This is a genomic window from Microcoleus sp. B13-B6, assembly GCF_036705405.1.
In the GTDB taxonomy this organism is placed as follows: domain Bacteria; phylum Cyanobacteriota; class Cyanobacteriia; order Cyanobacteriales; family Microcoleaceae; genus Microcoleus.
Genome location: NZ_JAUBUJ010000026.1, coordinates 39,487 through 65,218, shown reverse-complemented (window position 1 = coordinate 65,218; position 25,732 = coordinate 39,487). Strand labels below are relative to the sequence as shown.

Here is a 25,732-nt window from a genome sequence, read left to right as displayed (position 1 = left end):
TTCAGACGACTTAAGCTTTCAGGCAGGGGTTTAAATCCCTGCCTGAATCGGAGTTTCACGTTTGATCCCTTCCCCTGCTTTTTCAAGCTTTCAGCAGTGCTTTAGAAGCTGATTGCCCTGCGAGTCTCAGTTGCGATCGCAATTTGAGGTTCAACAACACCAAGACAGTCCACTGACTCAGTATGGAGAGCAAAATCGTATTTCCTGACGCTGCCAGAGACACCGCAGGCAAAAAGGCACCAAATGTTGAAGACAACCAGAGAATAGGAGCTTTTTCTGGGGTTAGCAAAAGCATAGATAAAATCAGAGGTGGCAACAAGATAGCGCTGCCGACTGTCCCGACGGCCCAAATTTCCTGATTTCGGGTTTTGGTAAATAGGAATAGTTGGGTGATGGCTGCGTAAATTAGGATAAGATTCATGCAGAAAATTACACCCCCAAATGCATTATTCTCACTTTTTTCCAACAGCGCCCAAGGTGTTAAAATTATTACTGAGCTGAGGAAATTGATCGCGATCGCAACTACAGCCGGACTTTTATCGCTCCAAATTAAATCGAGTAGTGGGTAGCGCCGCCACAGCTTCTGATTGCTGGGAACGATTTGTTTCCGATACCTCGCCCAATCGTACAATGATTGTCTGTCAGATGTTAAAGCTGCAATTAAAGCTAAGAACATCACCAAATTCAAGATAAGTAAACAGATGAGATTAGCGTTCTCTGGGGCGTCTGATTGGAGTGCAAACCCTAAAAATATTACCTGACAGCAGATAACTAGCAAATAACTTTGCCGCTTGCTCAAAACTGTAGCGCTGGGATTGGGAAAGCGGCGCTGCCATCCCTGCCACATCCAGTAGGTTCCTGTACCACAAATCAAGAGAGACAAAGCAATGCCACTCGCAATATTTGTACCCACGGCCGAGTAAAACCATTGCAACTTGTCTAAGTTTTCAACTAACGAATCGAAATCAGTTTTATCAACTCTAAAAAGCTGATATCTCAGCATAGCAAGGGGAGACAAAAAATGTAACACATCCCCAGCAGTTCGCGTGAGCGGCAGCCAAGAAATCCCAAACACAACAAAAACCGTAGCGCTAGCCAACCAAGGTTGAAATCCTCCCAACCAACTGGTTGTCAATCCAAATAGCATCGCACTGCTGTAAAACAAAGCACAGCTAGCTGCAACCGCTATGTAGAAACATAAAATTTCATGCAGGGGTATTTGAGCGGCTAATCCAGCGTACAAATGCAGCGGTACTGTCAGAATTGCTGCTAGATACAGTAAAATTGAGACGCCGAGCATTTTGCCGAGAAAAATTGTTTTTGCTGACTGGGGACTGAGGCGAATAAAGTTGAGCGTGCCGCGGCGTTCCTCCTTGTCTAAGTCGCTGACAAGCATATAAGTCCCTGCTACTAATAAAGCTAACACGCTCAATATGCTCAGCCAAACGAATATCTCTAGCCACCACTCCCGCCAGTTAATGACAAAGTTGCTGAAGGCATCTCTGACGCAGATTTTTTCATAGGAATTGGCCGCCTCATCTAAAGTGCAAAATCTGTGATAGATGGGATTAGTGTACTTCCCATTAGCAGGGGGAACGGGTATCTGGGCTCTGAAATACATGAACAGCAGCAGTTGACCGCTTAGGGAAAGGGCAGAGGCTAGCGCCATATTGCCAATCTTCAAGCGGCCTTTGATTTCTCGAAATAACTGGGGATTCCAGTTGCCTATTTTATCTAATAAGTTGAGTGTCATGGTTGATTAGTTATTGGTGATTGGATTGGTAATTCTCTCTCTTGTCTTCCTCTGTGTCCTCTGTGCTCTCTGCGGTTAAATAATTCCGATCCAACCGTAAAGAATATAACTCAGTTATAACTCACTGTTGAATTATTCTCAAGAAGAACGGGCAAGATGCCCGTTCCACAAAGAATAAATGTGATTGTGGGAATGAGCAAATTAGGATGCTTGCTGGTGTCCCATCTTGAGGAAGATGGTTTCTAAGTCTTCTTGAGTGCAGTGGAATTCTGTTAGCGGAATCTTCGCCGCGACGAGTTCGCGTAATAAATTTGCGGCATCTTCCGGGCTTCCTGAAAAATCAACGCACACCTGTTGAGTTTCCGGGATTATTGCCCAATTTTCCACCCAAGGAAAGTTTTTTAACTCCGATGTTAGGGCTTCTAATTTATTTCCTAAAACCGACATAAAAATTTGCTGGCGGCTGAGGCGTTTGTAAAGTTCTTGTAAAGGTGCGCTTTCGACCAAATATCCCAGTTCCATGATGCCGACCCAGGTACAAAGTTCGGCTAAGTCGCTGAGGACGTGAGATGAGATGACTACGGTCATGCCGGCTTCTTGCAAAACTTTGATAATTTCGCGGAACTGCATTCGGGCGATCGGATCTAAGCCAGAAACGGGTTCGTCTAACAACAACAATAGCGGTTCGTGGATAATAGTTCTCCCCAAACTCAGGCGCTGTTTCATCCCCCGCGACAGGGTGGAAATTAAGCTGTTGCGCTTGTTGGTTAGTTGCACGAGTTCTAACACGGAGTTGATTCGCGATCGGCGGCGCGGTTGCTGGAGGTTGTAGAGTCGCGCAAAATAATCTAAATAATCCCAAACAGTCAAGTCGTCGTAGAGGGGAAAGTCGTCGGGAAGAAAGCCGATGCGCTGTTTGAGTATGGGGTGCGATCGATCGCGCAATAACCTATCCCCGTTGATGTAAATTTCCCCTATAGTCGGTTCCTCAGCCGCCGCCAGCATTCGCAGCAAAGTAGTTTTGCCGGCACCGTTGGGGCCGATCAGTCCGCATACTTCGCCTGCTGCTACTTGCAAATCGATGTCATTGACGGCTATATGGCGATCGAATTGTTTCGTCAGCCCGCGAGTTTCTATTGCTAGTTGTTTTGCCATGTTTGGAGGGTGAATGAAATTTTATCGGTGCATTCCTGGGAATAATAGGAGTTATATCGAGTCCGATTGATTTGAGGGGATTATTCGTGGGGGAGGGCGGGTTTATTTAACCTGTCTGCAAACGTTTAAGCCTACTGGCGAACCCGCCCCTACAGCTAATGGAGAACGCTGCAATATCTCAGATAGATCCGATCCGTTCTTACAAACGCCATGTCTTGTAGGGGCAGGTTCACCGACAATAATTGCCGAAAACCGACAATTTCATAAACCTGCCCCCTCGACTAATCTACCGCACAGGATATTACGCATCAACACCAAAGAAACCGGGTTTTTGTCATTTTTACGGGCTATAACGCGTCTTCTCACAAAAAACCCGGTTTCTGGCCACCCGTGCGTAAATCCCGATCGAAATAGATGCCTACAGCTAGCCTAGCTCGTTCTTCCAGGAATTGTCATCTCGTTTCTGAAATGAAAACAAGGACATTCTCGATCGCTGAAATTCTTGCTAGTATTAAGTCTTCCTTCTTCCCGATCGCTGATTCGGTATGACATCTGATACGCGCACCCTTTAATCCGTGTATCCGGGGAGCATCTCATATTTGTAAAAATACTTCTTCTGGCTCCTTCCTTCTTCCTCTTTCCTTCTGCCTCCTGCCTCCTGCCTCCTGCCTCAAAACTCCAATTTATAGCTGGGCTGCAAAGGTGAGATGCTCCCGTGTATCCGTGTATCCGTGTTAATCCGTGTAGTGCCTTCCTTCTTCCTTCTGCTATATCAAGTCTGCACGGAAAATTCCTCTGGATCGATATCCCAATTTGCCCAGCGAATTGCCTCCCTAGCTGATGTCAGGTTAGGCGGCACTCTCAAAGCGTGAATGAATCCCGTACTCGGACAAGTCATTTTTAACAAACAAATCGGCTCGACATCGGCATTATCTATTTGTAATAGTGCATATTCCTGCCAACTATCTATTTGTTTTGCTTGCAACTCTTGAATTAGGCGATCGTAACCAATTCCTTCAATTAACACTCGCCGAACTTCGGCATTATCTTCAGCTAAAAGCCATTCTGATTGCCATTGATTTGGGTGGACTTGGCCGTATTCTTCAGGCAATTTGACACCGTGATAATAGTAAAAATTCCATCCATCCGCAAACTCGATCGCGGGTTCCCCTTCTGCGTGCAAGCGGTTTTGACTGTCAAAGCGGAGGTGGCGGGGGCGATCGCACACCGCGCAAATCTTTTCAAAGGGAAATATCAAACCGCAATGCTCGAAAAGCTGCTTTTGGCAGCGAAGTATTTTTTGTGCCTTTTGGGAAAGATTGACGCCTAATGAAGAGATATACCATTCAGTCAAATAGATTTTTTTAACCAAAGTCGTGGGGGTTTCAGGGGATTGGAGGCCGAACAAATAATCGGGAAAAACATTCCCCTTCGTTTTTTCCGATCGCGCATAGCTGCCAACCAATTCGTACATCAGCCACCTCATTGTGCTGTCTGCTTCGGACTCGATCGTCATGTGAGCGAGCTCAGACTCCCACAGGCCCGGACTTGTAAATTCTCTCACAATAATCGATGGGGAAATCCATTCCCACTCTAGCTTTTTCCCCAATCTATTGCTGTCCCATTCGTCTGAGCAGTTTGGTGAATGGTCGCGTTTCGGCAAGTTGAAGAGTTGGAGATAAGCGTCGCGGGGACTACTGCAAATAATAACGGAGGGTTGTTCTAGCCCAATAGCGGCATAGGCAACTTTGATCGCTTCTGTAGCTTTTTGAGCATCAATTGGCTTAGTCGAGAGAGTAAGACGTTTCTCTGCGAGTTCGCCTAACACGCACAGAGCGGTAATTTGATTGTACCAGAGCTCCAGTGTTGTCAGATTGGTGAGCGATCGCAAGGCGCTGATGTCGGTAATTTGATTGTTTTCGAGATTCAGTGTTGTCAGATTGGTGAGCGATCGCAAGGCGCTGATGTCGGTAATTTGATTCTCGCTGAGATCCAGTTCTGTCAGATTGGTGAGCGAGCCGAGGGAGCTGATGTCGGTAATTTGATTCTCGCTGAGATTCAGTGCTGTCAGATTGGTGAGCGATCTCAAGGCGCTGATGTCGGTAATTTGATTCTCGCTGAGATTCAGTGATATCAGATTAGTGAGCGATCGCAAGGCGCTGATGTCGGTAATTTGATGATTGTTTGCGAGATTCAGTGCTGTCAGATTGGTGAGCGCTCGCAAGGCGCTGATGTCGCTAATTTGATTGTAGCTGAGATCCAGTTCTGTCAGATTGGTGAGCGAGCCGAGGGAGCTGATGTCGCTAATTTGATTGTCGTAGAGATCCAGTGTTGTCAGATTGGTGAGCGAGCCGAGGGAGCTGATGTCGCTAATTTGATTGTCGTAGAGATCCAGTGTTGTCAGATTGGTGAGCGAGCCCAGGAAGCTGATGTCGCTAATTTGAGTGTCCCAGATATGGAGTGTTGTCAGATTGGTGAGCGAGCCGAGGAAGCTGAAGTCGGTAATTTCATTGCCATAGAGACGCAGTGTTGTCAGATTGGTGAGCGAGCCGAGGAAGCTGAAGTCGCTAATTTGATTGAGGCTGAGATTCAGTGTTGTCAGATTGGTGAGCGAGCCGAGGAAGCTGAAGTCGCTAATTTGATTGTGGTAGAGATTCAGTGTTGTCAGATTGGTGAGCGAGCCGAGAGAGCTGATGTCGCTAATTTGATTGTGGTAGAGATTCAGTGTTGTCAGATTGGTGAGCGAGCCAAGAGAGCTGATGTCGCTAATTCCAGTGCTTTCGAGATTCAGTGTTGTCAGATTGGTGAGCGAGCCGAGGAAGCTGATGTCGCTAATTTGATTGTTGTAGAGATTCAGTGTTGTCAGATTGGTGAGCGAGGCGAGGGAGCTGATGTCGCTAATTTTATTGCTGCGGAGATCCAGTTCTGTCATGCTTGAAAGTATCTGCTCCGCTGCTTGTGCGTCATCAGTGCCAGCCTTTTTTAACAACACTTTAACTGTGTGCCTTGCCTCTTCTGAAAGACTGTCAATATGCCTGCACCAGTCGGCAAAGCGACTAAAACTCATTGCCTCGTTTGGCTTTTTTTCTGACATAAAACACTCCTAGATGGGGAATGGGGCATCGGGAATGGGGCATGGGAATATTTATCGCACTTTTATGGTAGTTGATCGCGTAGTAAAAGCCAAGTGTTGAGTTTTTCATCTAAAACATATTTATTAGTATCAGAAAGTGCTGCAATAACTTTCAATCGATTTTTAATTTTTCTTAACTCGCGAATTTCTGTAATAGGTAGCGTTTTCCAATTAGCTGCCTTTTTTTCGACATCTTCCTGCGACTCTTTGATGTTATCCCAAAACCATTCTAAAATTAAGTTAACATCGAGAACAGCACGATCGGAAATTACTTCCTGTTTTTCTATCATCGCAGCCCGCAACATCATTGAGGAAATCGTAAAAGACTCGCCACTACCTGGTTTTTTCCGATCGGCATCACCGGCCTTGCGATCGTAAATTGCGATCGCTACTTCTGCCCATTTGCGATCGCCCAAACCGGAACCATTTTCACCTTTTCGAGCCTTAGCCGAGGCAACATCGGCTAATAATAGCCAGTTAAACCCTTGTGGTTCGGTGGTTTGACCTGAAAATATGTTGTTCGCCCAAATCAGTACAGATTCGGCATTTTGTTCGAGAATGCGATCGAGGGATATTGTCGTAGGAGATTGAGTCATAATGGGAGCATCTCATATTTGTAAAAATACTTCTTCTGGCTCCTTCCTTCTTCTGGCTCCTTCCTCCTTCCTCTTTCCTTCTTCCTCTTTCCTTCTTCCTCTTTCCTTCTGCCTCCTGCCTCCTGCCTCCTGCCTCAAAACTCCAATTTCTAGCGGAGGGCTGCAAAGGTGAGATGCTCCCGTCATAATTTATCTACTCCACATATTCGATATCAGCATTATTTGTATCAACTCCTTGCTGCCTAAAGGCTGCAATTCCTAGTTCTAAGCTCTCTGAATTGGGTCTAAAATGCCCGCTATGATTGCTGATTGTTAGCAAAATATACAAACCGTTGGTGCCGACAATCTCGGCTTCTCCCGCCGCCAAAACAGGCTGACCGCGAGTTATAACCGTATGGTAAATTTCATTGTTAATACCAATTTTTTATGAGGCCCCGTAGAATCTGATCCCCCCTAACCAAGAGGGCGGGCACGGGGGCACCGCCCCTACAAAGGGGGGGACAAGATTCTTCTCAAAGTCAACCCCTACTCCCCTTATTAAGGGGGATCGAGATATGTGCAACTTCACATTAAATTGGTATAACATCTAAAAATTTCGGAATTATAAGGAGTTCTAGGTTGGTTGTCACTGCCCATTTGACAGTACCTTCATTAATTATATCGTCAAATCCTGCTTCTCCCACTTTAATGGGTCTGATACCTAACTCATCTGCCGATCGAATTTCATCATTTAGCGTCGCGGGGGACTGATTGAAAAAGCGAGGGCTAGGAACATTATTGGAAAATGGTTGTGTCACAACAGAATTTAACGAGAATCAAATTTATAGTCAAATATGATTCTATCACTTCAAATCTTCCAGTTTAATCCGAGGATCGACAGCTTTCAGCAGCAAATCCGCCAACAAATTCCCAACAATCAACATGGTCGCACCCATCATCAAACTTGCCATTACTAAATACAAATCTTGATTGTTCACCGCCTCCAAAGTCAGCTTTCCCAAACCAGGCCAATTAAAGAAAAATTCGGCAATAAACGCACCGCTCAACAAACTAGCAAACTCAAAACCCAATAGCGTAATCAACGGATTAACAGCATTCCGCAAAGCATGAATGTAAATTACTCGATCGTCCGGCAAACCTTTCGCCCTTGCTGTGCGGATATAATCTTGACGCAGCACGTCCAACAATTGTCCGCGCATCAATCTTTGCAAACCAGCAAAACCAGTAACGCTGAGGGCGACAGTTGGCAAAATTAAGTGCCAGCCGTAATCGAGGATTTGACCCCACCAAGGTAAGTCTGCATGGTCAATACTTGTCATTCCTCCGACGGGAAACAGAGGCGAAGTATTCTGTGCGAAAAATAGCAGCAGCAACGCTGTGATAAAGCTCGGAAATCCTTGTCCGGTGTAGCTGACTACTTGCAGAACTCGATCGACTGTGCGGTTTTGATTGACGGCCGCGACAATTCCCAAAGGAATCGCGATCGCCCAAGTTACAATCAAAGATGCGATCGCCATTAATAACGTCGCCGGTACCCGTTCCCACAGCAGCGAAGCTACGGATCGCTGATACACAAAACTCGTGCCAAAATTCCCCCGCGTCACAATTTGTTGCAGCCACCGCCCATACTGCACAATCGCTGGTTTATCTAAGCCGAACTGCTGTTCGAGTTGCTTGAGCGTTTCCGGCGAAATCTTCGGATTTTGGCTCAATGTATCCAAGTAATTTCCCGGTGCTAGCTCAATAATTGCAAAACAAAGCATCGATGCCAAAAATAGGGTTAAAAGTGCCTGCAACAGTCGCTTGAAAATATAAGTAAATGTCTCGCTGCTAAACAGAGAACTCAACATTCGCCAATTTCGATTCAATTTAATAGAAGTCATAGGATTTTAGATTTTAGATTTTAGATTTGAAGAATTGTGAATGATATTAATGCCGCTTGCATCGGAATGATTTAACCACAGAGAACGCAGAGATCGCAGAGAAAGAGAAGAGAGAGATTAATAATTCCGATGCAAAGGTCAAGGATATTATTTGTCAGTAGTTTTTACTCAGCAGTCAACAGTCAACTGTCAGCAGTCAACTGTCAACTGTCAACTGTCAACTGTCAACTGTCAACTGTCAACTGTCAACTGTCAACTGTCAACTGCCAACACTTAACTAACTAATACTCCACTAGCGTGACGATCGGCACATCGGGCAATTTCTGCCTGCCGCCCAAGGCCTGCAATTCAATGATAAAAGCAAAACCGACAAGCTCGCAGCCAGCTTGCTCTAACAATTTAGCCGTCGCCGCCGCTGTTCCGCCAGTGGCGATTAAATCGTCCACAATCAGCACCCGGCTGCCGGATGTCATCGCATCTCGGTGCATCTCCAGTCGATCGACACCATACTCCAACTCGTACTCAGCAAAATGAACCGCACCTGGCAGTTTCCCTGGTTTGCGGACAGGAATAAAGCCTATTCCCATTTTATAAGCCAACGGCGCGCCAAAGATGAAGCCCCGCGATTCCATGCCCACCACATAGTCAACAGACATTGCAGAGCATTTTTCTGCTAAGCTGTCAATGGTGTAGCTCAGCCCTTGCGGGTCGCGCAGCAAAGTTGTAATGTCTCGAAACAGAATTCCCGGCTTGGGGAAATCAGGAATGTCGCGAATCAGAGATTTGAGATCCATAAGCTTGCAGATCGGCGTTGAGGGTAACGAGGCATCAAAAATGTTACAATAATAACGTCAAAAAATAAAAATTAAAAAATAAAAATTAAAACTAAGAGCTTTTTTAATTTTTATTCTTTAATTGCTTAATCCTTTACGTACTATGTAAACAAATGTCATAATTCCCTAACAATAGGGTTGAATATCAACATTTGTCACCCTATGATCTAAAGTCAAAAATCTAATATCTAAAATCCAATGATTAAGTTGGCAGCACGAGTGGGTGAGGTTCCTCCTTCTATAACCTTGGCGATCGCCGCTAAGGCTAAAGCCATGAAGGCCGAAGGGATTGATGTCTGTAGTTTGAGTACGGGAGAACCTGACTTTGATACGCCCGAACACATTAAAGCAGCGGCAAAACAAGCTTTAGACGCGGGGAAGACTAAGTACGGCCCTGTGGCTGGGGAACCGCAGTTAAAAGCTGCGATCGCCCGCAAACTCCAATCCGACAACAATCTCAACTATCAACCAGAAAATATCATTGTCACCAACGGCGGCAAGCATTCGCTCTACAATCTGATGATGGCTCTGATCGAGCCGGGAGAGGAAGTAATTATTCCGGCTCCCTACTGGCTAAGCTACCCTGAAATGGTGAAACTCGCTAGTGGCAAGCCAGTAATTGTACGGACTGATGCTTCTACAGGATATAAAATTACACCGGAACAACTGAGTAAAGCGATTACTCCCAAAACCAAGTTATTTGTACTGAATTCGCCTTCTAACCCGACGGGAATGGTGTATACTCCGGCGGAAATCAAAGCATTGGCCGAGGTGATAGTCGATCGAGATATTTTAGTCGTTGCTGACGAGATTTACGAAAAAATTATATATGACGGCGCCCAACACGTCAGCATTGGTTCCCTGGGCAAAGAAATCTTCGATCGCACCCTGATCAGCAGCGGTTTTGCTAAAGCTTACTCGATGACAGGCTGGCGAGTCGGTTATTTGGCCGGGCCGATCGAATTAATCAAAGCCACCAGCACCATTCAAGGTCACAGTACCTCAAATGTGTGTACCTTTGCACAGTACGGCGCGATCGCAGCTTTGGAAAGCAGCCAAGAGTCTGTCGAAACAATGCGTCTAGCTTTTGCCGAAAGGCGTCAGGTAATATTTGAATTACTCGATGCTATTCCGGGAATTAGCTGTATTAAACCAGACGGTGCTTTCTATATGTTTGTCAACATCAGCAAGACTGGAATGAATTCTCTGGAATTTTGCGACGCTTTCTTAGAACAGCAGCAAGTAGCAGTTATTCCGGGGATTGCTTTTGGTGCAGACGACCACATTCGATTGTCTTACGCCACCGATTTAGGCACAATTAAAAAAGCCGTAGAAAGGCTAGATAAATTTGTCCGCAGCATCTAAAAATTAGTCTGTTGACTGTTGACTGTTGACTGTTAACGGTTCACTGTTAACTGTTAACGGTTGACTGTTAACTGTTCACAACTGACAACCAACAACTGACTAATAACTAAAGCTGTTTAGTCATAATCTCTTTGAGCAAATCCAGCCCCTTCTTAACTCGCCGAGAAACAGTCACCGCACTGATACCCAAGCGTTCAGCCGTTTCCTTCTGCGTCAAATCGTAGAGAAAAACAAACTCCAATATCTCGCGAGTCCGTTGTTCCAACATAGCCAAAGCTTGCTGTACGCGAATTTGATCTTCTTGCGCCAACTGAAAACTCCGATACTTGCTATCGGGCACCAATTCTCCCAGACAAGTCGCCCCCTCATCTTCATCTTGCATCGGCGCGTCCAAACTCAGAGGCGATCTGTTGAGATGGGCCAACTTAATTTCTTGCCATTCTTCTAAAGACACCTCAAGGGCTGCTGCTACTTCAGCATCCGTAGGTTTGCGGTTTAACTGCACCTGCAAATCCTTGATCGCTGCTACTGATTTGCGTTCCAGGGACTGCCAGTGGCGGGGAAATCGCACAGAAGGGCTTTTGTCGCGCAAGTAGTGTTGAATTTCGCCCCGTATGTAGGGAATTGCAAAGGAACTAAAAGCGTGTCCCTTGGCGATATCAAACCGCTCGATCGCCCTGATCAACCCAATACATCCGACTTGCAGCAAATCGTCGTAGCTTTCACCGCACTGGTTGATCCAGTGGTAAACTTCTTTTCTGACCAGTCCAATATTCAGTTTAACTAACTGATTGCGGATTTCATTCGATCCAGAAACTTGGTACTCGCGCAACAATTGCAAATTTTCGCTTTTTAGCTCGTTCGGCACTGTGGTAGACATGGTGACATAAGGGTTGGTAGAGCAGAGGACTGAGGTTGCTTTAGATCTAGCTTCTAATCTAGTCTAAAAAAATTCACTTTTAGGTAGTGTAATCCTAGCACTTAATAGGTGTGATAGCGGACACACCAGTTGAGTTTTCGGTACCTGAACGGATTTAGCGGGATTCTCCGAAGTTTTTCGGCATCAGGCAGACTTTTACCAGGGAGAACACCTTCGATCGAATCCCCAATTTAACCAGCTTTTTTCAAAAATATATTATAAGCTGAAAACCTTGTGAATACAATACTTTAATTAATAAAAAATCCCAACTTCATAACTTGCGAATGACCACTATTCAATCATAAATTTAGTCATTAGTCAACAGTCCTAAGTTATGTTGCTCAAGACTGTTGGCCAATGAAGGGCGAGCAGGAGCTTTACGACCAGAAACTGCTCAAGTTCGATCTATCCAGAAAGCCAATTTTACGATACAGAAGGCTCAATGCGAGCGTAAAACAAACCCCGAATTTTCACGTCCAGAGCCGGTCTAGCTCCCAAATCAGTATCAGAAGGCTGCGTGCTCTCAAAAATCCCGCCAACTTCGCCAGTGGCGCTGTTGACTTTAGCAACTTGGAGAGAAATTTTGCCGGCCTTAGTGCGAGTGTCAGCAACCTTAACATTAGCCCGCACCCGTTTGGAATTGTCACTAGCCGGAAGCGCTACAGCATTGTCGTAGCCAGTCGATACCCCGCGAGCTTTAGGGTCTAAAAAGCCTGCGCTGCGGTAAGAAGGAACGTTAAACTCCCCTCTCAAATCGGTGGAAGTATTGATAGCAACCACTCCGGGATCGGAACTGGCCACTAGCTGTTTAATGGTAAACAAGAAAGGTACTTGCTCTCCGCCCGGTAACTGAATCGTAATAGCTTGAAAATCCAAGCCGTCTTCTTCTGTGAAAGTCAGAGTTCCGTCTGTACCGACCTTGAGCGTACCTTGAACTTGGTCAATGCTCGACGTGAACCGGGTCAGCAATTTACCAGGCACAAATTCCGCTTCTTGGCGTTTGTTTGCTGGTTCTTCCTTCACAAAATAAGTTGTGGGCTGCAAACACAAACCAGTAAGTTTATAGGTGGCGCCCGCTTCGATGGGGATCGATCCCCGAGAAGTTTCTGCCAAGCTAGGGCAGTTATTAGCCAAGCCAGTACCTCTAATCTCGTCGTAGGTGAGCAACTCCGTAGTCGCCACCGTCGTGTCAGAAGCAGAAGAACAAGCAACCAGCGCACTCATGCAAAATGCTAAAAGTGCAACAATTAAAGCACGATATTTCATTGCAAACCTCAATATCCAACATCGGATTATATTAAGAAAAAGCCCTACTTCGAGCAAAATATAATTGCCCGCCGGCAGGCTAGGCCAGCGCTTAGGGCAGCATTTAGATCCAGATCGCTCGCTTCACCGAGACCGGCATTGACTCAAAAAATCAAGCTAGTGCGCCGTGAAAATAAGCATGAACTTATGATTTCTCAAAGGTTCGGATCGCAGCCCAATACACATGGTACGACGGGTTGTGCTCTTTTCCTGACTTGGACTGCAAATTAATATTGCTTAAGTCAACCTACTTAAGTTACTTTGCTTATGACCCCGAATGGCGATCGCGACTAGCTCGATTAGTCGATTGACCAAAAGGCTGGGGACAAAGGCCTTGTAGATTTCAAAGGAAGCAGCGGTATGGACAACGGCAAAGATTTAGAGTCAGAAAAGTTGCAGTCTCAAATGCACTCGCTGACAGAGGCGATTCGGACTTTAGCCGAAAGTTGTCAGGGAGACAGTCTGCTGCTTTTGGCCCTGCTGCGGAGGCTGGAAGCTTCGCACCGGGAAATTCGGGACGGTTTGTTTCAAGCGTCTTTTCCCGACAACCGCCAAGCACTTTACAAACTGCTCAGGAATATTGAAGCCAATGGCGGCTGGCCTTACATCCACCGCATGAAACTTCGATCGCTCTTGGGGTACAGCCAACAATTATCTCCTGTAGAAGATTCTCCAGCCGAGTCGCCACAAGACTCGGCCGGAACTCCCCAAGACGTGAAATAGTTTTGAGTTATGAGTTATGAGTTTATGTAAAACTCACAAACTCATAACTGAGCTGCGCGATCGCACCTAGAACCCCAAAGGTGTAGGAGCTAAGGGTATCGGGTTCGCCACCGTCGGGAATATCGGCGTCTGCCCCGGCATTGGCAATAGTCCGGGAGTCGGCGTCGGAGGGATCGAACTAATTGATAGCAGAGGCGAATCAGGCACGCTAACTGTCGGCGGAATCGGAATCCTCGAAGCAGTCGGCGTCGGAGGCGGAGTTGGAGTCGGAGGGGGAGTTGGAGTCGGAGGCGGAGTTGGAGTCGGAGGGGGAGTTGGAGTCGGAGGGGGAGTTGGAGTTGGAGGCGGAGTTGGAGTCGGAGGCGGAGTTGGAGTCGGAGGCGGAGTTGGAGTTGGAGGCGGAGTTGGAGTTGGAGGCGGAGTTGGAGTCGGAGGCGGAGTTGGAGTCGGAGCATCAGTTGCAGCCTCCGTTGCAGCCCCAGTTATATCTGTAGTTGTGGTTGTAACTGTGGTTGTAACTGTAGTCCTAGTTGGTCTGGGAGTAGCCGTCCCAGTCACAGCGATAAAATCATTCGCCTCGATCAGCGCCGCCGGAGTGTCGATCAAAATTGCTAAAAGCTTGCCGTCGAGCGTCGTAATTACTGTATCCCTGACATTTGCACCGTTACCTTGCCGAACTTGCAGTTGAGCGAAAGATAAATTGCTCGGCAGTCCAAAGAAATCCTCTGTGTCATTGTAATCAGTAATTAAACCCAAACTGCCAGGCCCGGCTCCCAATCCAAAGACATCGCTGCCGCTGCCGCCAGTCAGAGTATCCGAACCCTCGCCTCCGATTAAAGAATCATTACCTTCTGCCCCAAATAAATTGTCATTGCCGAAACCTCCCAAAATGGTATCGTCGCCGATACCTCCAGCCAAGGAGTCATCGCCAAAACCGCCGTCGATACCATCATTACCTTTGCCGCCAAACAGGAAGTCATTGCCTTCATCTCCCAGTACCGAGTCGTCGGCTTCATCGCCGCGAAGCGTATCGGAACCGATGCCGCCAAAAACTGTATCGTCAGCCTTGCCCCCGAATATCTGGTCATTACCAGCGTCTCCCAAAAGCGAATCGTTGGCGGCATTGCCGTACAAAGTGTCGTCGCCGTCGCTGGCACTCAAGTAATCGTTGCCATCACCGCCCAACAGTTGATCCCTGCCACTACCGCCGTTGAGAGAATCGTTCCCAAAATTCCCGTAGAGAAAGTCATCATCAGCATTCCCGAACACGGAATCGTCCCCGTCATTCCCTGTGAGGGTGTCGTTGCCAGTACCGCCGGCAATCACATCAAAGCCTGCGTTCCCACTAACTAAGTCGTCCCCTGCATCTCCCAACACGCTGTCTATCCCGTCGTTGCCTTCGAGGATGTCGTTGCCCAAACCGCCGCGAATCGAGTCGTCGCCGTTGCCGCCTAGAGCAGAATCGCGGCCTTGGTTGCCAATAAGTTCGTCATTTCCTTCACCGCCAATCAGCGAATCTGCTCCGTCACCTCCAAGAAGCTGGTCGTTGCCGCCGTCGCCCTCTAGGGTGTCATCTCCTCCCGCACCCAGAGGCGTGTCATCGCCATCTAAGCCGCGAATTCGATCGCCCAGCGGAGTCCCTAGAATAAAGTCGTTGCTGTCTGTGCCGATCAGATTTGCCATACGGGATACACCGTTCCTCAATAAAATAAATTGTTTGAAATTATGTTAATCGCCTTCGTGACAAGGGATTGCTGCTTGCCTAGGTTAGCATAATTGAGATTTTGGCAATCTGGCGCAGGGGCGCTGGAAGTTTGACCCGTGTCCGCAGTTGCGATCGGGGCTGGTATAATGCCCGATTAGTCATTAGTCATTAGTCATTAGTCATTAGTCATTAGTCATTAGTCAACAGTTAACAGTTAACAGTCAACAGTCAACAGTCAACCGTCATCAGTTAACAGTCAACCGTCATCAGTTAACAGTTAACAGTCAACAGTCAACAGTCAACTTTTATGCGCTAATAGGTAACACTATCTCAAATTCACTCCCTCCCCCCAAAGTAGAATTGACATTAATTGTTCCGCCGTGGGTTTCGACTACAATCTGGCGGGCGATCGCCAATCCTAACCCAGTGCCTTTTCCTACTGCCTTCGTTGTGAATAAATGGTCAAAAATCCGCTGTTTTACTGCTTCTGTCATGCCTGCACCGTTATCGGCAATCTGAATTTTGATGTGCCGATCGCCCGACTGACAGGTACGAACTGTGATACAGTGTGGATTTGCTTTAATGGCATCCAAACTGCGTCTTTGGTTTGATTCTTCTAGGGCATCGATCGCGTTAGCAAGCAAGTTCATAAAGACTTGGTTCAGTTGACCGGGAAAGCATTCGATTGGGGGGAGATTGCCGTAGTCTGTGACGACTTCGATCGTGGGATGGTGTTCGTTGGCTTTCAGCCGATGTTTCAAAATTAAGATGGTGCTGTCAATGCCCTCATGGATATTAAACGGAACTTTGTAGTCTTTATCGGCTCTGGAGAAGGTGCGGAGGCTGGTGCTAATGCCGCGAATGCGATCGCACCCGACTTTCATCGACAACAGCATCTTTGGCAAATCTTCTAAGGCATACTCTAAATCAATATCCTCAGCATCTTCTTCAATTTCCTCGCCGGGATTTGGCAGTTTTTCTTGATATAATTTTAAGTGGGCAATCACATCTTTTATCGTGGTCGTTGCTTCCTCAATATTGCCGCTAATAAAGCCGACAGGATTATTAATTTCGTGGGCTATTCCTGTGACTAGATTCCCCAATGTGGACATTTTTTCGCTTTGCACGATCTGTAACTGTGCTTGCTGCAGATCGAGGAGCGATCGCTCTAATTCTTGTGCATAAGCTTGAGATTGTTGGTACAAGCGAGCATTTTCTATAGAGATAGCCGCTTGGGCGCACAAAAGTTGGATGAGATCAGTGCGATCTTCTGTAAATGCACCAATTGTCAAGTTATTTTCTAGATATAGCAACCCGATTAATTTACCCTGATTTAAAATCGGGGTACACAGCACACTTTTGGGCTTTTCGTGGAGCAAATACTGATCCGCAATAAAATCGTTTTGTACTGCTGCATTATCCAAAACCACAGTTTTCCAAGTCCGCTTAACATAGTTGACCACAGCAGAGGGAAACTCGTCGCTGGCTGACAGTGGTACAGATATTGAGATGACATCTTGATTGAAGGAGGCTACAGCTTCGATGGCGAGATTCCCATCCTTAAGCAACAGCAGAACTACTTTTTTTGCCCCGGCATTTTCCATCACCACAGACATCAGGCCAGCCAGCACTTTTTCTAATTTAATTTCACTTGAGAGAGTTTGGGAGGCTTTGAGAATAGCCGCGAAATCGAGGGTTTCGTAAATACTGTTGCTACTCGATCGAATTGTTTGGAATCTTTGAGGTAAAATTGACGATTTATTGATTGGGTGGATGCGGGTTTGGGGGATTACAAAACGATTTTCTCTGGCCTGCAATATGGGAGAAAGAAGTTGGGGATAGCGTTTTTCTAAGTCATCGATTTTGGCTTTCGCACCCCAGCGAGCGTAACAGTAGTAGGCGTCTTGCATATAGGCTTGCGCCATTTTTTCTTTGCCCCAGTCGAGGTAGAATTTAGCTGCTAGTTCGTTAGCGAGGGCTTCTTCTTGGATGTATTCGTTTTCTTTCGCTCCAGAAATGGCACGATCGTACATTTCAATAGCTTCTGCCCTCTGTCTGGCAACTCGGTATTTCTCTGCTTCTACCAACTGCCACTTATGCAAATAATTCATGGGGGCGTGTTCTGCCCAATGCTGCAACTTCCTTTGATTTTCCTGAACTCGTTGCCCCTGCGTTTCTAACTCCAGGGCTGTTTCATTATCCGTAGGGGCCGTGCTACCCCTACTCCCCGTGCCGGCCCTCTTGGTCTGACCTGCCGATCGAATCGTCTAGGTCGGGGGTAGGCACGGGGAGTAGGGGTAGCACTACCCCTACAAAATTCATGTTTTTGGTGAGAATGAAACAGCCCTGTTTCTAACTCCGTCTCGGACTCAGGAGTGGCCAGGGCTATGAGTGAGTCATAGAAATTTGACACTCCCCGACCTAAAAGTGCGAGGATTCTTAATTCAGCGACTAACCTTTAAGTGTTGCGTCATGAAAGGCAATATTCAGACCTTTTAACCGTAGAAAACTACCAATTAACGAGCCTGATTCGCAGCCACCCCAGCGGGTCTATCTCCAAAAGCGTACTAGGATATTTACCTAGAGTTTGGGTATGCCCTACCCTACTTAACAATCCTAAAAGAATAGTTTGTTTTAACTGGTTTAAGGTTTAATTCAACCTCTAGCTGTTTAAAGAGTTTTCGCTGCTCTGCGTCCCCCGGTTTATACCTAAAAGTGTGTCTTAACTGTTTCACGATGGTAAAGGAATTAAACCTTGACTTTTATAGTATATCACAAATATAGGAACTTACTGGACTTGTTGAAAGAAGTTTTAAGAAATTAAAGCCGTCCTAGAAGGACAGGGTTTTAAACCCAAATTTTTGATAAATTTACCTGTAAGGCAGTCACCAGCGCAAACAAAGACGAACCAGCCAGATAACAAGCTGTCGCAATACTTGCCGCCACTTGCATCGTGGCCAGTTTTTGGGCATCCACCATCGCTGGCAGATCGAATAACTCTTCAATAGGTCGATCGCCGATCGAGCTATTAATTTCCTGCACTGCTTGCTGAATATCTTCTGATGTAGGGCTATCGGGCAATTCTACTCCTAATTCTTTGAGACTCAACAAACCGATAGCAATTCCTTCTAAAAACTTGTTCTGGGACGATAATGCCTGAATTTTGACGATGTAAACGCTCACTCGCTCTAGGGGAGTTCTGGTATGATGAATCACAGTGTCAATCCACCGATCCATCCGGTCAAATTCGCCACAGAGTGAAGCCACTTCGGCGGCTATTTCGTGCAAGTTCAAGGTCATCTCGTACTGTCGTTGCCAAGCGCTCTCTCCAAGCAAATTTAGCCCGATCGCAGCATACTCGCGAGCAGCTTGATAAGCAGTAGCGGCTCTGGCTTTGCGGCAAGCCGTGAGGTTTAGTTGTGCCAAATTGTCCCGTTCTGTTTGGTCTTCAATCAGCGCAATACCATAATTCAACTGATTGACAACTGAAAAAATTTGCTCTTCTATAGCTGCGGGTGAAATTTGCTGGATCAGCAATTGTCCAATCTGATAGTGAGCACGATCTCGCTCTTGTTCGGGAATTAAAGAATAGGCGGCTTGCTGAACGCGATCGTGCAAAAACTTGTAATTCACTACCTCCGAATTATCGGTCTCCTCCCGTCTTTCTCGACCAATATAAAACTTATAGATTTCACTTTCAGGCAGGATTAACCCCTCTTGCAAAGCCTTCCACAAATCCGCCGCCGTTTCCGTTTCCAATTGCTCGGAAACAACTGCCAAAGTCCCCAAATCAAACTGATTCCCAACACAAGCAGCCAACTTCAACACATTCTGAGTCGCTGGCGGCAATTTTTGCAACTGCAACGCCATAAACTCGACCACATCATCCGTCAGCGCTGCCTCCCGAACTCGCACAATATCGCACTGCCAGTAACCAGCAAGCCGGTCAAACTCAATCAGCCCATCCTGATGCAGTGCTTTGAGAAACTGCGTTGCAAAAAAGGGATTTCCCTGGGTTTTTTGTGCCACCAACTCCGCCAACGGTATTGCCCAAGATGGATCGCAATTGAGCGTATCAGCAACCAAATGATTTAGGCTTTCGGAACTCAACGGTTCCAGCGTAATAGTATCCACCGTTGCCCCAGCTTTAACCGCTGCATCCAGTGTCAGCATCAACGGATGTGCTGCAAATACTTCATTATCTCGGTAGGCACCAATTACTAATAAATAACCGATTGTCGCATCGGCCACCAGCATTTCCATTAACCGCAGCGAGGCGGTATCTGCCCACTGCAAGTCATCCAAAAACATCACCAGGGGATGTTTGGGTTTTGTGAACACCTTAATAAAGTTTTGGAAAAGCAAATTAAACCGATTTTTTGCCGCATTTCCTGATAATTCTAGTACGGGTGATTGTTTGCCAATAATTTTTTCGAGTTCGGGAATTACTTCAATAATGACTTGTGCGTTATCGCCCAGTGCTTGCAATATTTGAGTTTGCCATTTTTTCAACTCCTCGTCACTTTCGCTCAACTATTGTCCCATTAAGTCGCGAAATGCTTGCACAAAAGCTGAGAAAGGAATGTTGCGGTTAAATTGGTCGAATTTGCCTTTTATAAAATAGCCACGCTGGCGGACAATTGGTTTTTGAACTTCATTCACCACTGCCGTTTTTCCAATCCCAGAAAAACCAGCTACTAGCATCATTTCTGTTGTGCCACTACTGACGCGATCGAAGGCTTCGAGTAGGGTTTCTACTTCTGTTTCGCGACCATAGAGTTTTTCGGGTATAATGAATCGATCGCCCACATCCCTCTGCGCGATCGCAAAACTCTTTATCCTACCGTTTTCTTCAAGTTGCTCCAAACAACATTCTAAATCGAATTTCAGCCCCAACGCACTCTGATAGCGGTCTTCGGCATTTTTCCCCATTAATTTGCTGACAATCTCCGAAAGTACGGGCGGGATTTCAGGATTAATTTCATGCAGTGATGGTGGTTGCTTGGCAATATGACAGTGTACTAATTCCATCACATCGTTGGATTGAAACGGCAATCGTCCCGCCAGCAATTCGTAAAAAGTCACGCCCAAAGAGTAAAAGTCACTGCGGTAGTCAATGCCGCGATTCATCCTTCCCGTTTGTTCGGGAGACAAATAGCCGAGTGTCCCTTCCAGCAGGTTGGGATTCATCAGGGTTTGAGTTTCCCTGGGCAGCAAAGATGCAATACTAAAGTCAATGAGTTTGACTTGTTTTGTTTGGGGATTAATTAAAATATTGGCGGGTTTAATGTCTTTGTGAATTATCCGGTGGCGATAGAGTATATCTAATATATTGCTCAGGTCGATCCCCACTTGCAAAAACTCCATCAGAGACGGCCGAGTTTCCCCTTTTTCCGTCCATTCCTTCAGAGAAATTCCCCCAAAGTCTTCCATTACCAACGCATAGCTGTTGTGGTAGGTTTCTAAGCTGTAGGTTTCGATGATTCCGGGCAAGTTGAGGTTTTTGGCGATCGTGTACTGATTGCGAAATTGCACCAGTTCGCTGAAGCTGGGATACTCGTTCTGCAGGACTTTGATGGCGACGGGCTGTTTATCGTTAGTGCGAAAAGCTCGATAAACTAGGGTGCGAGTTCCTGAGTAAATGCGATCGAGAATGTGATAACCTGTCAATCTAAAATTTATACTTGCCATACTTATATTCTTCCCGTCCTCCACGGGCTATTTCCACATTAGCAGAAGCCCATACAGTTTCCAACTCCCGTGATTGTTATTTTAAATCAATATGAGATATAGCAGTTCTCAATCTTGGTGAGGTCTGCCCTATGCCCTATGCCCTATGCCCTATGCCCTAGATCGGAGAACACCTCATGTTACTGAGAAACGCTATATATCGTTCAATGTTCGTGATGGGGATCACTGAAGTAAGAAACTTTTCAAGCTGAGCAATTCCTATTTTTATTAAAAATTAAATAGCCTCATCCATAGGGGAATAGTGAATAATAAACTAACGCAGCCGAGACCGATCGCAGTTACGGCTAATTCGCGATCGAGATTGAAAGCTTCTGCCAACAATGTAGTACCAAAAGCAGGAGGCATCGCCATTTGCAGCACTAGCACAAGTCGCGGCGCGCCCGCGATCCCCAAAAACGTTAATCCCGTGCCAATTACCAAGGGAACTAACAGCATTTTAATCACGAGACAAGCCAAAACTTGTTTGAGGTTGTGCAAGGAATTCAACTTGCTCAACAGCATCCCGATCGTAATTAAAGCTAAAGTAATTACACTCCAAGCACCTGTTGTTAACAATTCTGCAATTTGTGCCGAAAGCGGCAAGCTGCGCGAGACAAATCCTAAACCAAAAGCCCACAGTGCCGGATTCAGAAAAATTGCCCGCACCGGACCTAACCAACTCTGAGGACGATCGCTTTTGCCGCAGTGAGAAGCAATAGCAACTCCCAGTATATTGATTCCCATGCCAGTGCCTAGCAAGTCGTAAAACAACGCCCAGGCAAAGTGTTCGGAACCTAATAAGGACAAGGTGACGGGAAAGCCTAAAAAACCCGTATTACCCACCATCGTTGCCAATAAGAAGCTGCCTTGAGTGGGCAAACTCCAAGCGCTGGTGTGTTCCGGGCTATTTTGGGCGATCGGATTAAGACTCTTGAAACGTTCCTCGCCGACACCGAAATTTATCAAAATCCCAGCGAGTCCTCCACCTGCTAGAATTGCCGCCCAAGCTATCAGCGGCGCCATCCAAATAGCGCCAGACAAATTAGCGCTGCGGATAAAAGCAACAATGCTCAATGGCGTGCCAAAGAAGAAAAGAAACTTCGCTAAATATGTAGAATAGCTTCTCGGTAGCAGGCGGCCGAGAATGAATCCGAACGCCACCCATCCGATCAGATTTAGATAAAGTTTGAGCAGCGGATTTTCTAAATAAAGCATGATTGGCTAAATCTTTACTAAACGACATATACCAATTTTTTATGAGGCTCCGTAGAATCCGATCACCCCTAGCCAAGGGCGGGCACGGGGGCACCGCCCCTACTAAGGGGGGACAAGATTCCGATCAAAGTCAACCCCTACTCCCCAACAATCAGGGGGATTTAGGGGGATCGAGATATGTGCAACTTCACATTAAATTGGTATTACGCAGATCCACTACTTTTGCCAAAAAAGCCCACATTTACCCTATCGCCGCAGTTTTCCCCGGCATCGCAGGGCTAAATATTAATGATTATTCAGCCTCGCAAATAATTTTCCACACAGGCCTTGACATCCACAGAAGCGCGTGTCATGATTAAGTTGAGGAATAAGTCAACATAGGTGAAAACTATGGCACGGCAAGCAAAACAATCATCTCAAGTCAAACGTTCCAGCAGCCAAGCAGCCTCCAATACTCGCACCAAGTTTACTCTCTACAATTTTGCCGGAAACGCCAAGGCATTCTATCTAGTCGATCGCATAAATTTAGAAAGAAAGCCCGGTGATCTCCCTGAAAAATCCGTGGCTCACAGCATCATCATCATCGACCGTTCCGGCTCAATGTATTATGACTTAGAACCGCTGAAAGAAACCTTAATCAAGCTTTTGACATTAGACGAATACAACAATTACCAGCTAATTGTCAGCCTAATTTCCTACGCTAGCAATCGGGACGTAATTTGTCACTTCCAGCGAATTCCCATTCAAGAAGTGCTGAAGTTTGACTCTCCATACATCAAAGAAATTCAAAAAATCCACACGGCTGGCAGTACCTGCATATCGCAGTCGATGCAACTCGCTAAATCTCTGGTTAAAGCGGGAGAAATGACAGCGATCAATTTGCACACAGACGGCTATGCAAATGACCCCAGTCCCAATTCGGAATCTGCAAAACTAGGGGAAATTTGCGAAGAACTCAAAGACATGGATGTGTTTGCAAACACGATATCCTATGCTTCTGCTGACTTCAAACTTCTCTCCAAAATCGCCAACACATTATCGGGAAATTGCATCCGCGCTGGCGAAGTCAAAATGGTTTATGATGCTCTTTACGACAGCACAAAACTGTTAGGCAGTTCCGTTGCACCGCCGCTGGAAGAACCGTTAATTAAGGAATATGATTATCAAGTTTTTGTTTCCAAAAGTGGCAAGAAAATCAACGGTTCATCGAGCACGCTGAAAATCTGCGGGCTGAAAGCAGACGATCGCGGACTGTTTTACAAATATCAGAAAGTCGCCAAAGATGAGTATGACAAACTAGATGTTCCCGTTGCTCAAACTGATGAGTCGGTGTTTGCTTTTGCGAAAGCTAACCTCGCTGACGGCAATTTAAATACGGCTAAGTATGCGCTGGTGAGTACCTTCGACGCTACTTTGACGGAAAAACACGCTAAAGCTTTGACAAATGCCCAAATAGCGGAGTTTACGGAAGATTTGGAACAGGCTGTTTTTGCGCCTGATGTGTTGAAAAATCATGTAATTGGCGATCGGGTAAAAGTCAGCGAGAAAATTTCCCTGCTGGAGTTAATCAAGATATTGGAGGAAAACAGCAACAGCATCATCATCAACTTGAAACACTTGCAAGAAAATTATCAGCGAAAAGGTTTGAAGCGAATTGAGGGAAAGCGAGACGAAAACGGCAACCTTGTCAAGCCTTGGCTGAAAACTGAATTCTTGGACGGTGGCGAATACATGCAAATGGGTTCATTTGCGATCAATCAAAATACCGCTACCATCAATATGCTGATTACCCGCAAAGCTAAGCTGGTAAAAGTTGAGGATGAAACTTTAATCGCAGAAGTGGCGGGAATTCTAGTTACAGACCTCAATACTTTCAACAATTATACCATTGTCAGCGACGGCGAAGTTAATATTAAGTCGCTGCGAACCAAAATCAGCAGCAAACCAGTGTTTGATTTGCTCAAAAAATGCGGTGTCCTTGAAAAAGACGGTTCGCCCGTGCAAGAATTTGACTTCCGTTCCGAGTACGATATTAAGTTAGAGACTTTGCCCCTGGTGCCTTTTGACGGGCGTTACGGCAGCCTTGACGGAGTGTTTGAGGAACTCGCAGAAATCAAAATTCTCTCTAGCATTCTCTCGGCTCATTTGAAGGAGGAATCTGAGGCTTACACTGCGGAACAATTGGAAGAATTGAAACAGCATTATCTCTCAAAAAGCCTTTACATCAACTTTCCGACGACGACGGAATACACGGAATTAAAAAGTGCGATCGCCAACGGTTCAGTAGATTCGCGAGTCAGCTACAAAATCGACATCGGCAGCAAAAACATCCTCAACTTCGGCAAATTGCACTCTGCCAACAAATTTCTCGATCGCCTTTATGAAGTTTACCACAAAAACACGGGCGAAAAGCTAGCAAAACCGACATTTGACATCACGTTAGATGAGCCTGTTGTCTTCGCACACAAAACCCTGTCATCCCGAACAAAAATCACCAAAGTTGACGACTTGATGAAACTGATTTTCGATGAGTTTTTGGGGTTGGAGGATAACGGAATTGTTAGCGCTACTTTAGCCAAAGTGGGTGCAGATAGTTTGCTGCGGCTTTTGCAAGCGAAATGGCAGGGAGAAGATGTCAAGCGAGACGAGTTTGTCGCTGCTTTAGCTAATGCGAATGAGCGACTGGAAGCTTATGCTGAAAAAGTGTACAGGGAAAAAGTTTCACCGCTGGTTTTCTATATCGGTTCTACCGGACTTATCCCGGATGAAATGGAGGCAAAAGCTGCTACTGCTGAGGAAATTAATTCTAAATACGGCAACTTGCAATTTTCTAAAGATGAGCAAGAGGGGATGTTTTTTGAAGTGGGAGATTGCATTATTAGCGTGTATGCTAAGAATGAGTATTTCACGGTAGGGAAGTAGAAAGTAGGGTGGGCCTTTGCCCACCTTGGTTAAATAGGGCTGATTGAAATGAACTGCAAAGGCGTAGTCGATAGTAACAAATCAGGTCAAAAAATATGGATACACCACCACTCCCACAACCAAAACTCGATCGCACACCGATCACTTTCGATCAATATGCAGCCTACACCCCCGAAAAGCTAGAACTGCGGCATGGTTTCTATGGCTATGGAGGGCAAGACTTGACAGGTTTTTATCTTGCAGTATTGGCAAATATGGGGTTACGGGAAGCTGTGCGCCAGGTACCGCTTGCACTATGGCTAGAGGCAATTCAAGAGTTAGCTTTGCAAAATCCTAAACTCAATTTTGATACTGAGATTGGGGAAGCTATGCTTAACAGCTTGAACCGAGGATTGGAAGATTTGCAAGCAGTTGCAGAGTATTTGGAAGAACAAGCTTAGTCGCGGTACACACAGCAAAAATGAAACGCGATTCGTTTATACTGTAAGGGCGGTA

At 46.1% G+C, this 25,732-nt stretch carries 17 protein-coding genes and 3 pseudogenes; 4 read left to right on the top strand and 16 right to left on the bottom strand.

The features are described from left to right. Window positions 1–82: 82 nt before the first annotated feature. The 11 genes and pseudogenes from QUB35_RS14250 to QUB35_RS14205 all read right to left on the bottom strand — a co-directional run bounded on the left by QUB35_RS14250 (window position 83) and on the right by QUB35_RS14205 (window position 9,314). Complete coding sequence (locus QUB35_RS14250) at window positions 83–1,753, bottom strand: hypothetical protein (RefSeq protein WP_333142520.1); 1,671 nt, start codon at window positions 1,751–1,753, stop codon at window positions 83–85. A 201-nt stretch (window positions 1,754–1,954) separates the two neighbouring features. After that, window positions 1,955–2,908: an ABC transporter ATP-binding protein gene (locus tag QUB35_RS14245; protein ID WP_333142519.1), complete on the bottom strand. Its 954-nt coding sequence runs from the start codon at window positions 2,906–2,908 to the stop codon at window positions 1,955–1,957. A gap of 429 nt (window positions 2,909–3,337) precedes the next feature. Then, the gene (locus tag QUB35_RS14240) at window positions 3,338–3,460 is read right to left on the bottom strand and encodes a hypothetical protein (protein ID WP_333142518.1); all 123 of its coding nucleotides are present in this window, start codon (window positions 3,458–3,460) and stop codon (window positions 3,338–3,340) included. A 220-nt stretch (window positions 3,461–3,680) separates the two neighbouring features. Beyond that, window positions 3,681–4,211 (bottom strand): annotated as a pseudogene (locus QUB35_RS39160) (DUF6745 domain-containing protein); the annotation flags it as partial. A 540-nt stretch (window positions 4,212–4,751) separates the two neighbouring features. Continuing rightward, window positions 4,752–5,840 (bottom strand): annotated as a pseudogene (locus QUB35_RS39155) (leucine-rich repeat domain-containing protein); the annotation flags it as partial. 224 nt (window positions 5,841–6,064) lie between these two features. Then, window positions 6,065–6,637 carry a hypothetical protein gene (locus QUB35_RS14230; RefSeq protein ID WP_333142516.1) on the bottom strand — a complete coding sequence of 191 codons (573 nt, stop codon included), beginning with the start codon at window positions 6,635–6,637 and terminating at the stop codon, window positions 6,065–6,067. A gap of 12 nt (window positions 6,638–6,649) precedes the next feature. Then, a complete protein-coding gene (locus tag QUB35_RS14225; RefSeq protein ID WP_333142515.1) occupies window positions 6,650–6,823 on the bottom strand; it encodes a hypothetical protein in 174 nt (57 codons plus the stop codon). A gap of 7 nt (window positions 6,824–6,830) precedes the next feature. After that, entirely contained in the window at window positions 6,831–7,004 is a 174-nt protein-coding gene (locus tag QUB35_RS14220) for a hypothetical protein (RefSeq protein WP_333142514.1), read from the bottom strand. Between the two features lie 202 nt (window positions 7,005–7,206). Next, window positions 7,207–7,434, bottom strand: a complete 228-nt coding sequence (locus tag QUB35_RS14215) for a hypothetical protein (RefSeq protein WP_333142513.1) — start codon at window positions 7,432–7,434, stop codon at window positions 7,207–7,209. A gap of 45 nt (window positions 7,435–7,479) precedes the next feature. Continuing rightward, window positions 7,480–8,520, bottom strand: coding sequence for an ABC transporter permease (locus tag QUB35_RS14210; protein WP_333142512.1), 1,041 nt, complete (start codon window positions 8,518–8,520; stop codon window positions 7,480–7,482). 281 nt (window positions 8,521–8,801) lie between these two features. Beyond that, a complete protein-coding gene (locus QUB35_RS14205) occupies window positions 8,802–9,314 on the bottom strand; it encodes an adenine phosphoribosyltransferase (protein WP_333040475.1) in 513 nt (170 codons plus the stop codon). A 237-nt stretch (window positions 9,315–9,551) separates the two neighbouring features. On the opposite strand from QUB35_RS14205, the gene QUB35_RS14200 reads away from it, so the two are divergent. Beyond that, complete coding sequence (locus QUB35_RS14200; RefSeq protein ID WP_333142511.1) at window positions 9,552–10,718, top strand: pyridoxal phosphate-dependent aminotransferase; 1,167 nt, start codon at window positions 9,552–9,554, stop codon at window positions 10,716–10,718. 106 nt (window positions 10,719–10,824) lie between these two features. On the opposite strand, the gene QUB35_RS14195 is transcribed toward QUB35_RS14200, so the two are convergent. Both QUB35_RS14195 and QUB35_RS14190 read right to left on the bottom strand, forming a co-directional pair. Then, complete coding sequence (locus QUB35_RS14195; protein ID WP_333142510.1) at window positions 10,825–11,598, bottom strand: RNA polymerase sigma factor SigF; 774 nt, start codon at window positions 11,596–11,598, stop codon at window positions 10,825–10,827. Window positions 11,599–12,060: 462 nt separating this feature from the next. Then, on the bottom strand, window positions 12,061–12,903 hold the full coding sequence (locus QUB35_RS14190; RefSeq protein WP_333142509.1) for a photosystem II manganese-stabilizing polypeptide: 843 nt from the start codon (window positions 12,901–12,903) through the stop codon (window positions 12,061–12,063). Window positions 12,904–13,302: 399 nt separating this feature from the next. On the opposite strand from QUB35_RS14190, the gene QUB35_RS14185 reads away from it, so the two are divergent. Next, on the top strand, window positions 13,303–13,665 hold the full coding sequence (locus QUB35_RS14185; RefSeq protein WP_333142508.1) for a hypothetical protein: 363 nt from the start codon (window positions 13,303–13,305) through the stop codon (window positions 13,663–13,665). A 66-nt stretch (window positions 13,666–13,731) separates the two neighbouring features. Here QUB35_RS14185 and QUB35_RS14180 read toward each other — a convergent pair whose 3' ends face one another. The 3 genes and pseudogenes from QUB35_RS14180 to QUB35_RS14165 form a co-directional block, all read right to left on the bottom strand. Beyond that, window positions 13,732–15,348 carry a calcium-binding protein gene (locus tag QUB35_RS14180; protein ID WP_333142507.1) on the bottom strand — a complete coding sequence of 539 codons (1,617 nt, stop codon included), beginning with the start codon at window positions 15,346–15,348 and terminating at the stop codon, window positions 13,732–13,734. Between the two features lie 339 nt (window positions 15,349–15,687). Further along, window positions 15,688–21,061: pseudogene (locus QUB35_RS39150) on the bottom strand (AAA family ATPase); the annotation flags it as partial. 267 nt (window positions 21,062–21,328) lie between these two features. Next, window positions 21,329–22,315: an AEC family transporter gene (locus tag QUB35_RS14165; protein WP_333142506.1), complete on the bottom strand. Its 987-nt coding sequence runs from the start codon at window positions 22,313–22,315 to the stop codon at window positions 21,329–21,331. Between the two features lie 390 nt (window positions 22,316–22,705). On the opposite strand from QUB35_RS14165, the gene QUB35_RS14160 reads away from it, so the two are divergent. After that, window positions 22,706–25,237, top strand: coding sequence for a VWA domain-containing protein (locus QUB35_RS14160; RefSeq protein ID WP_333142505.1), 2,532 nt, complete (start codon window positions 22,706–22,708; stop codon window positions 25,235–25,237). Window positions 25,238–25,332: 95 nt separating this feature from the next. Next, entirely contained in the window at window positions 25,333–25,677 is a 345-nt protein-coding gene (locus QUB35_RS14155; RefSeq protein ID WP_333142504.1) for a hypothetical protein, read from the top strand. The last annotated feature ends 55 nt before the right edge of the window (window positions 25,678–25,732 follow it).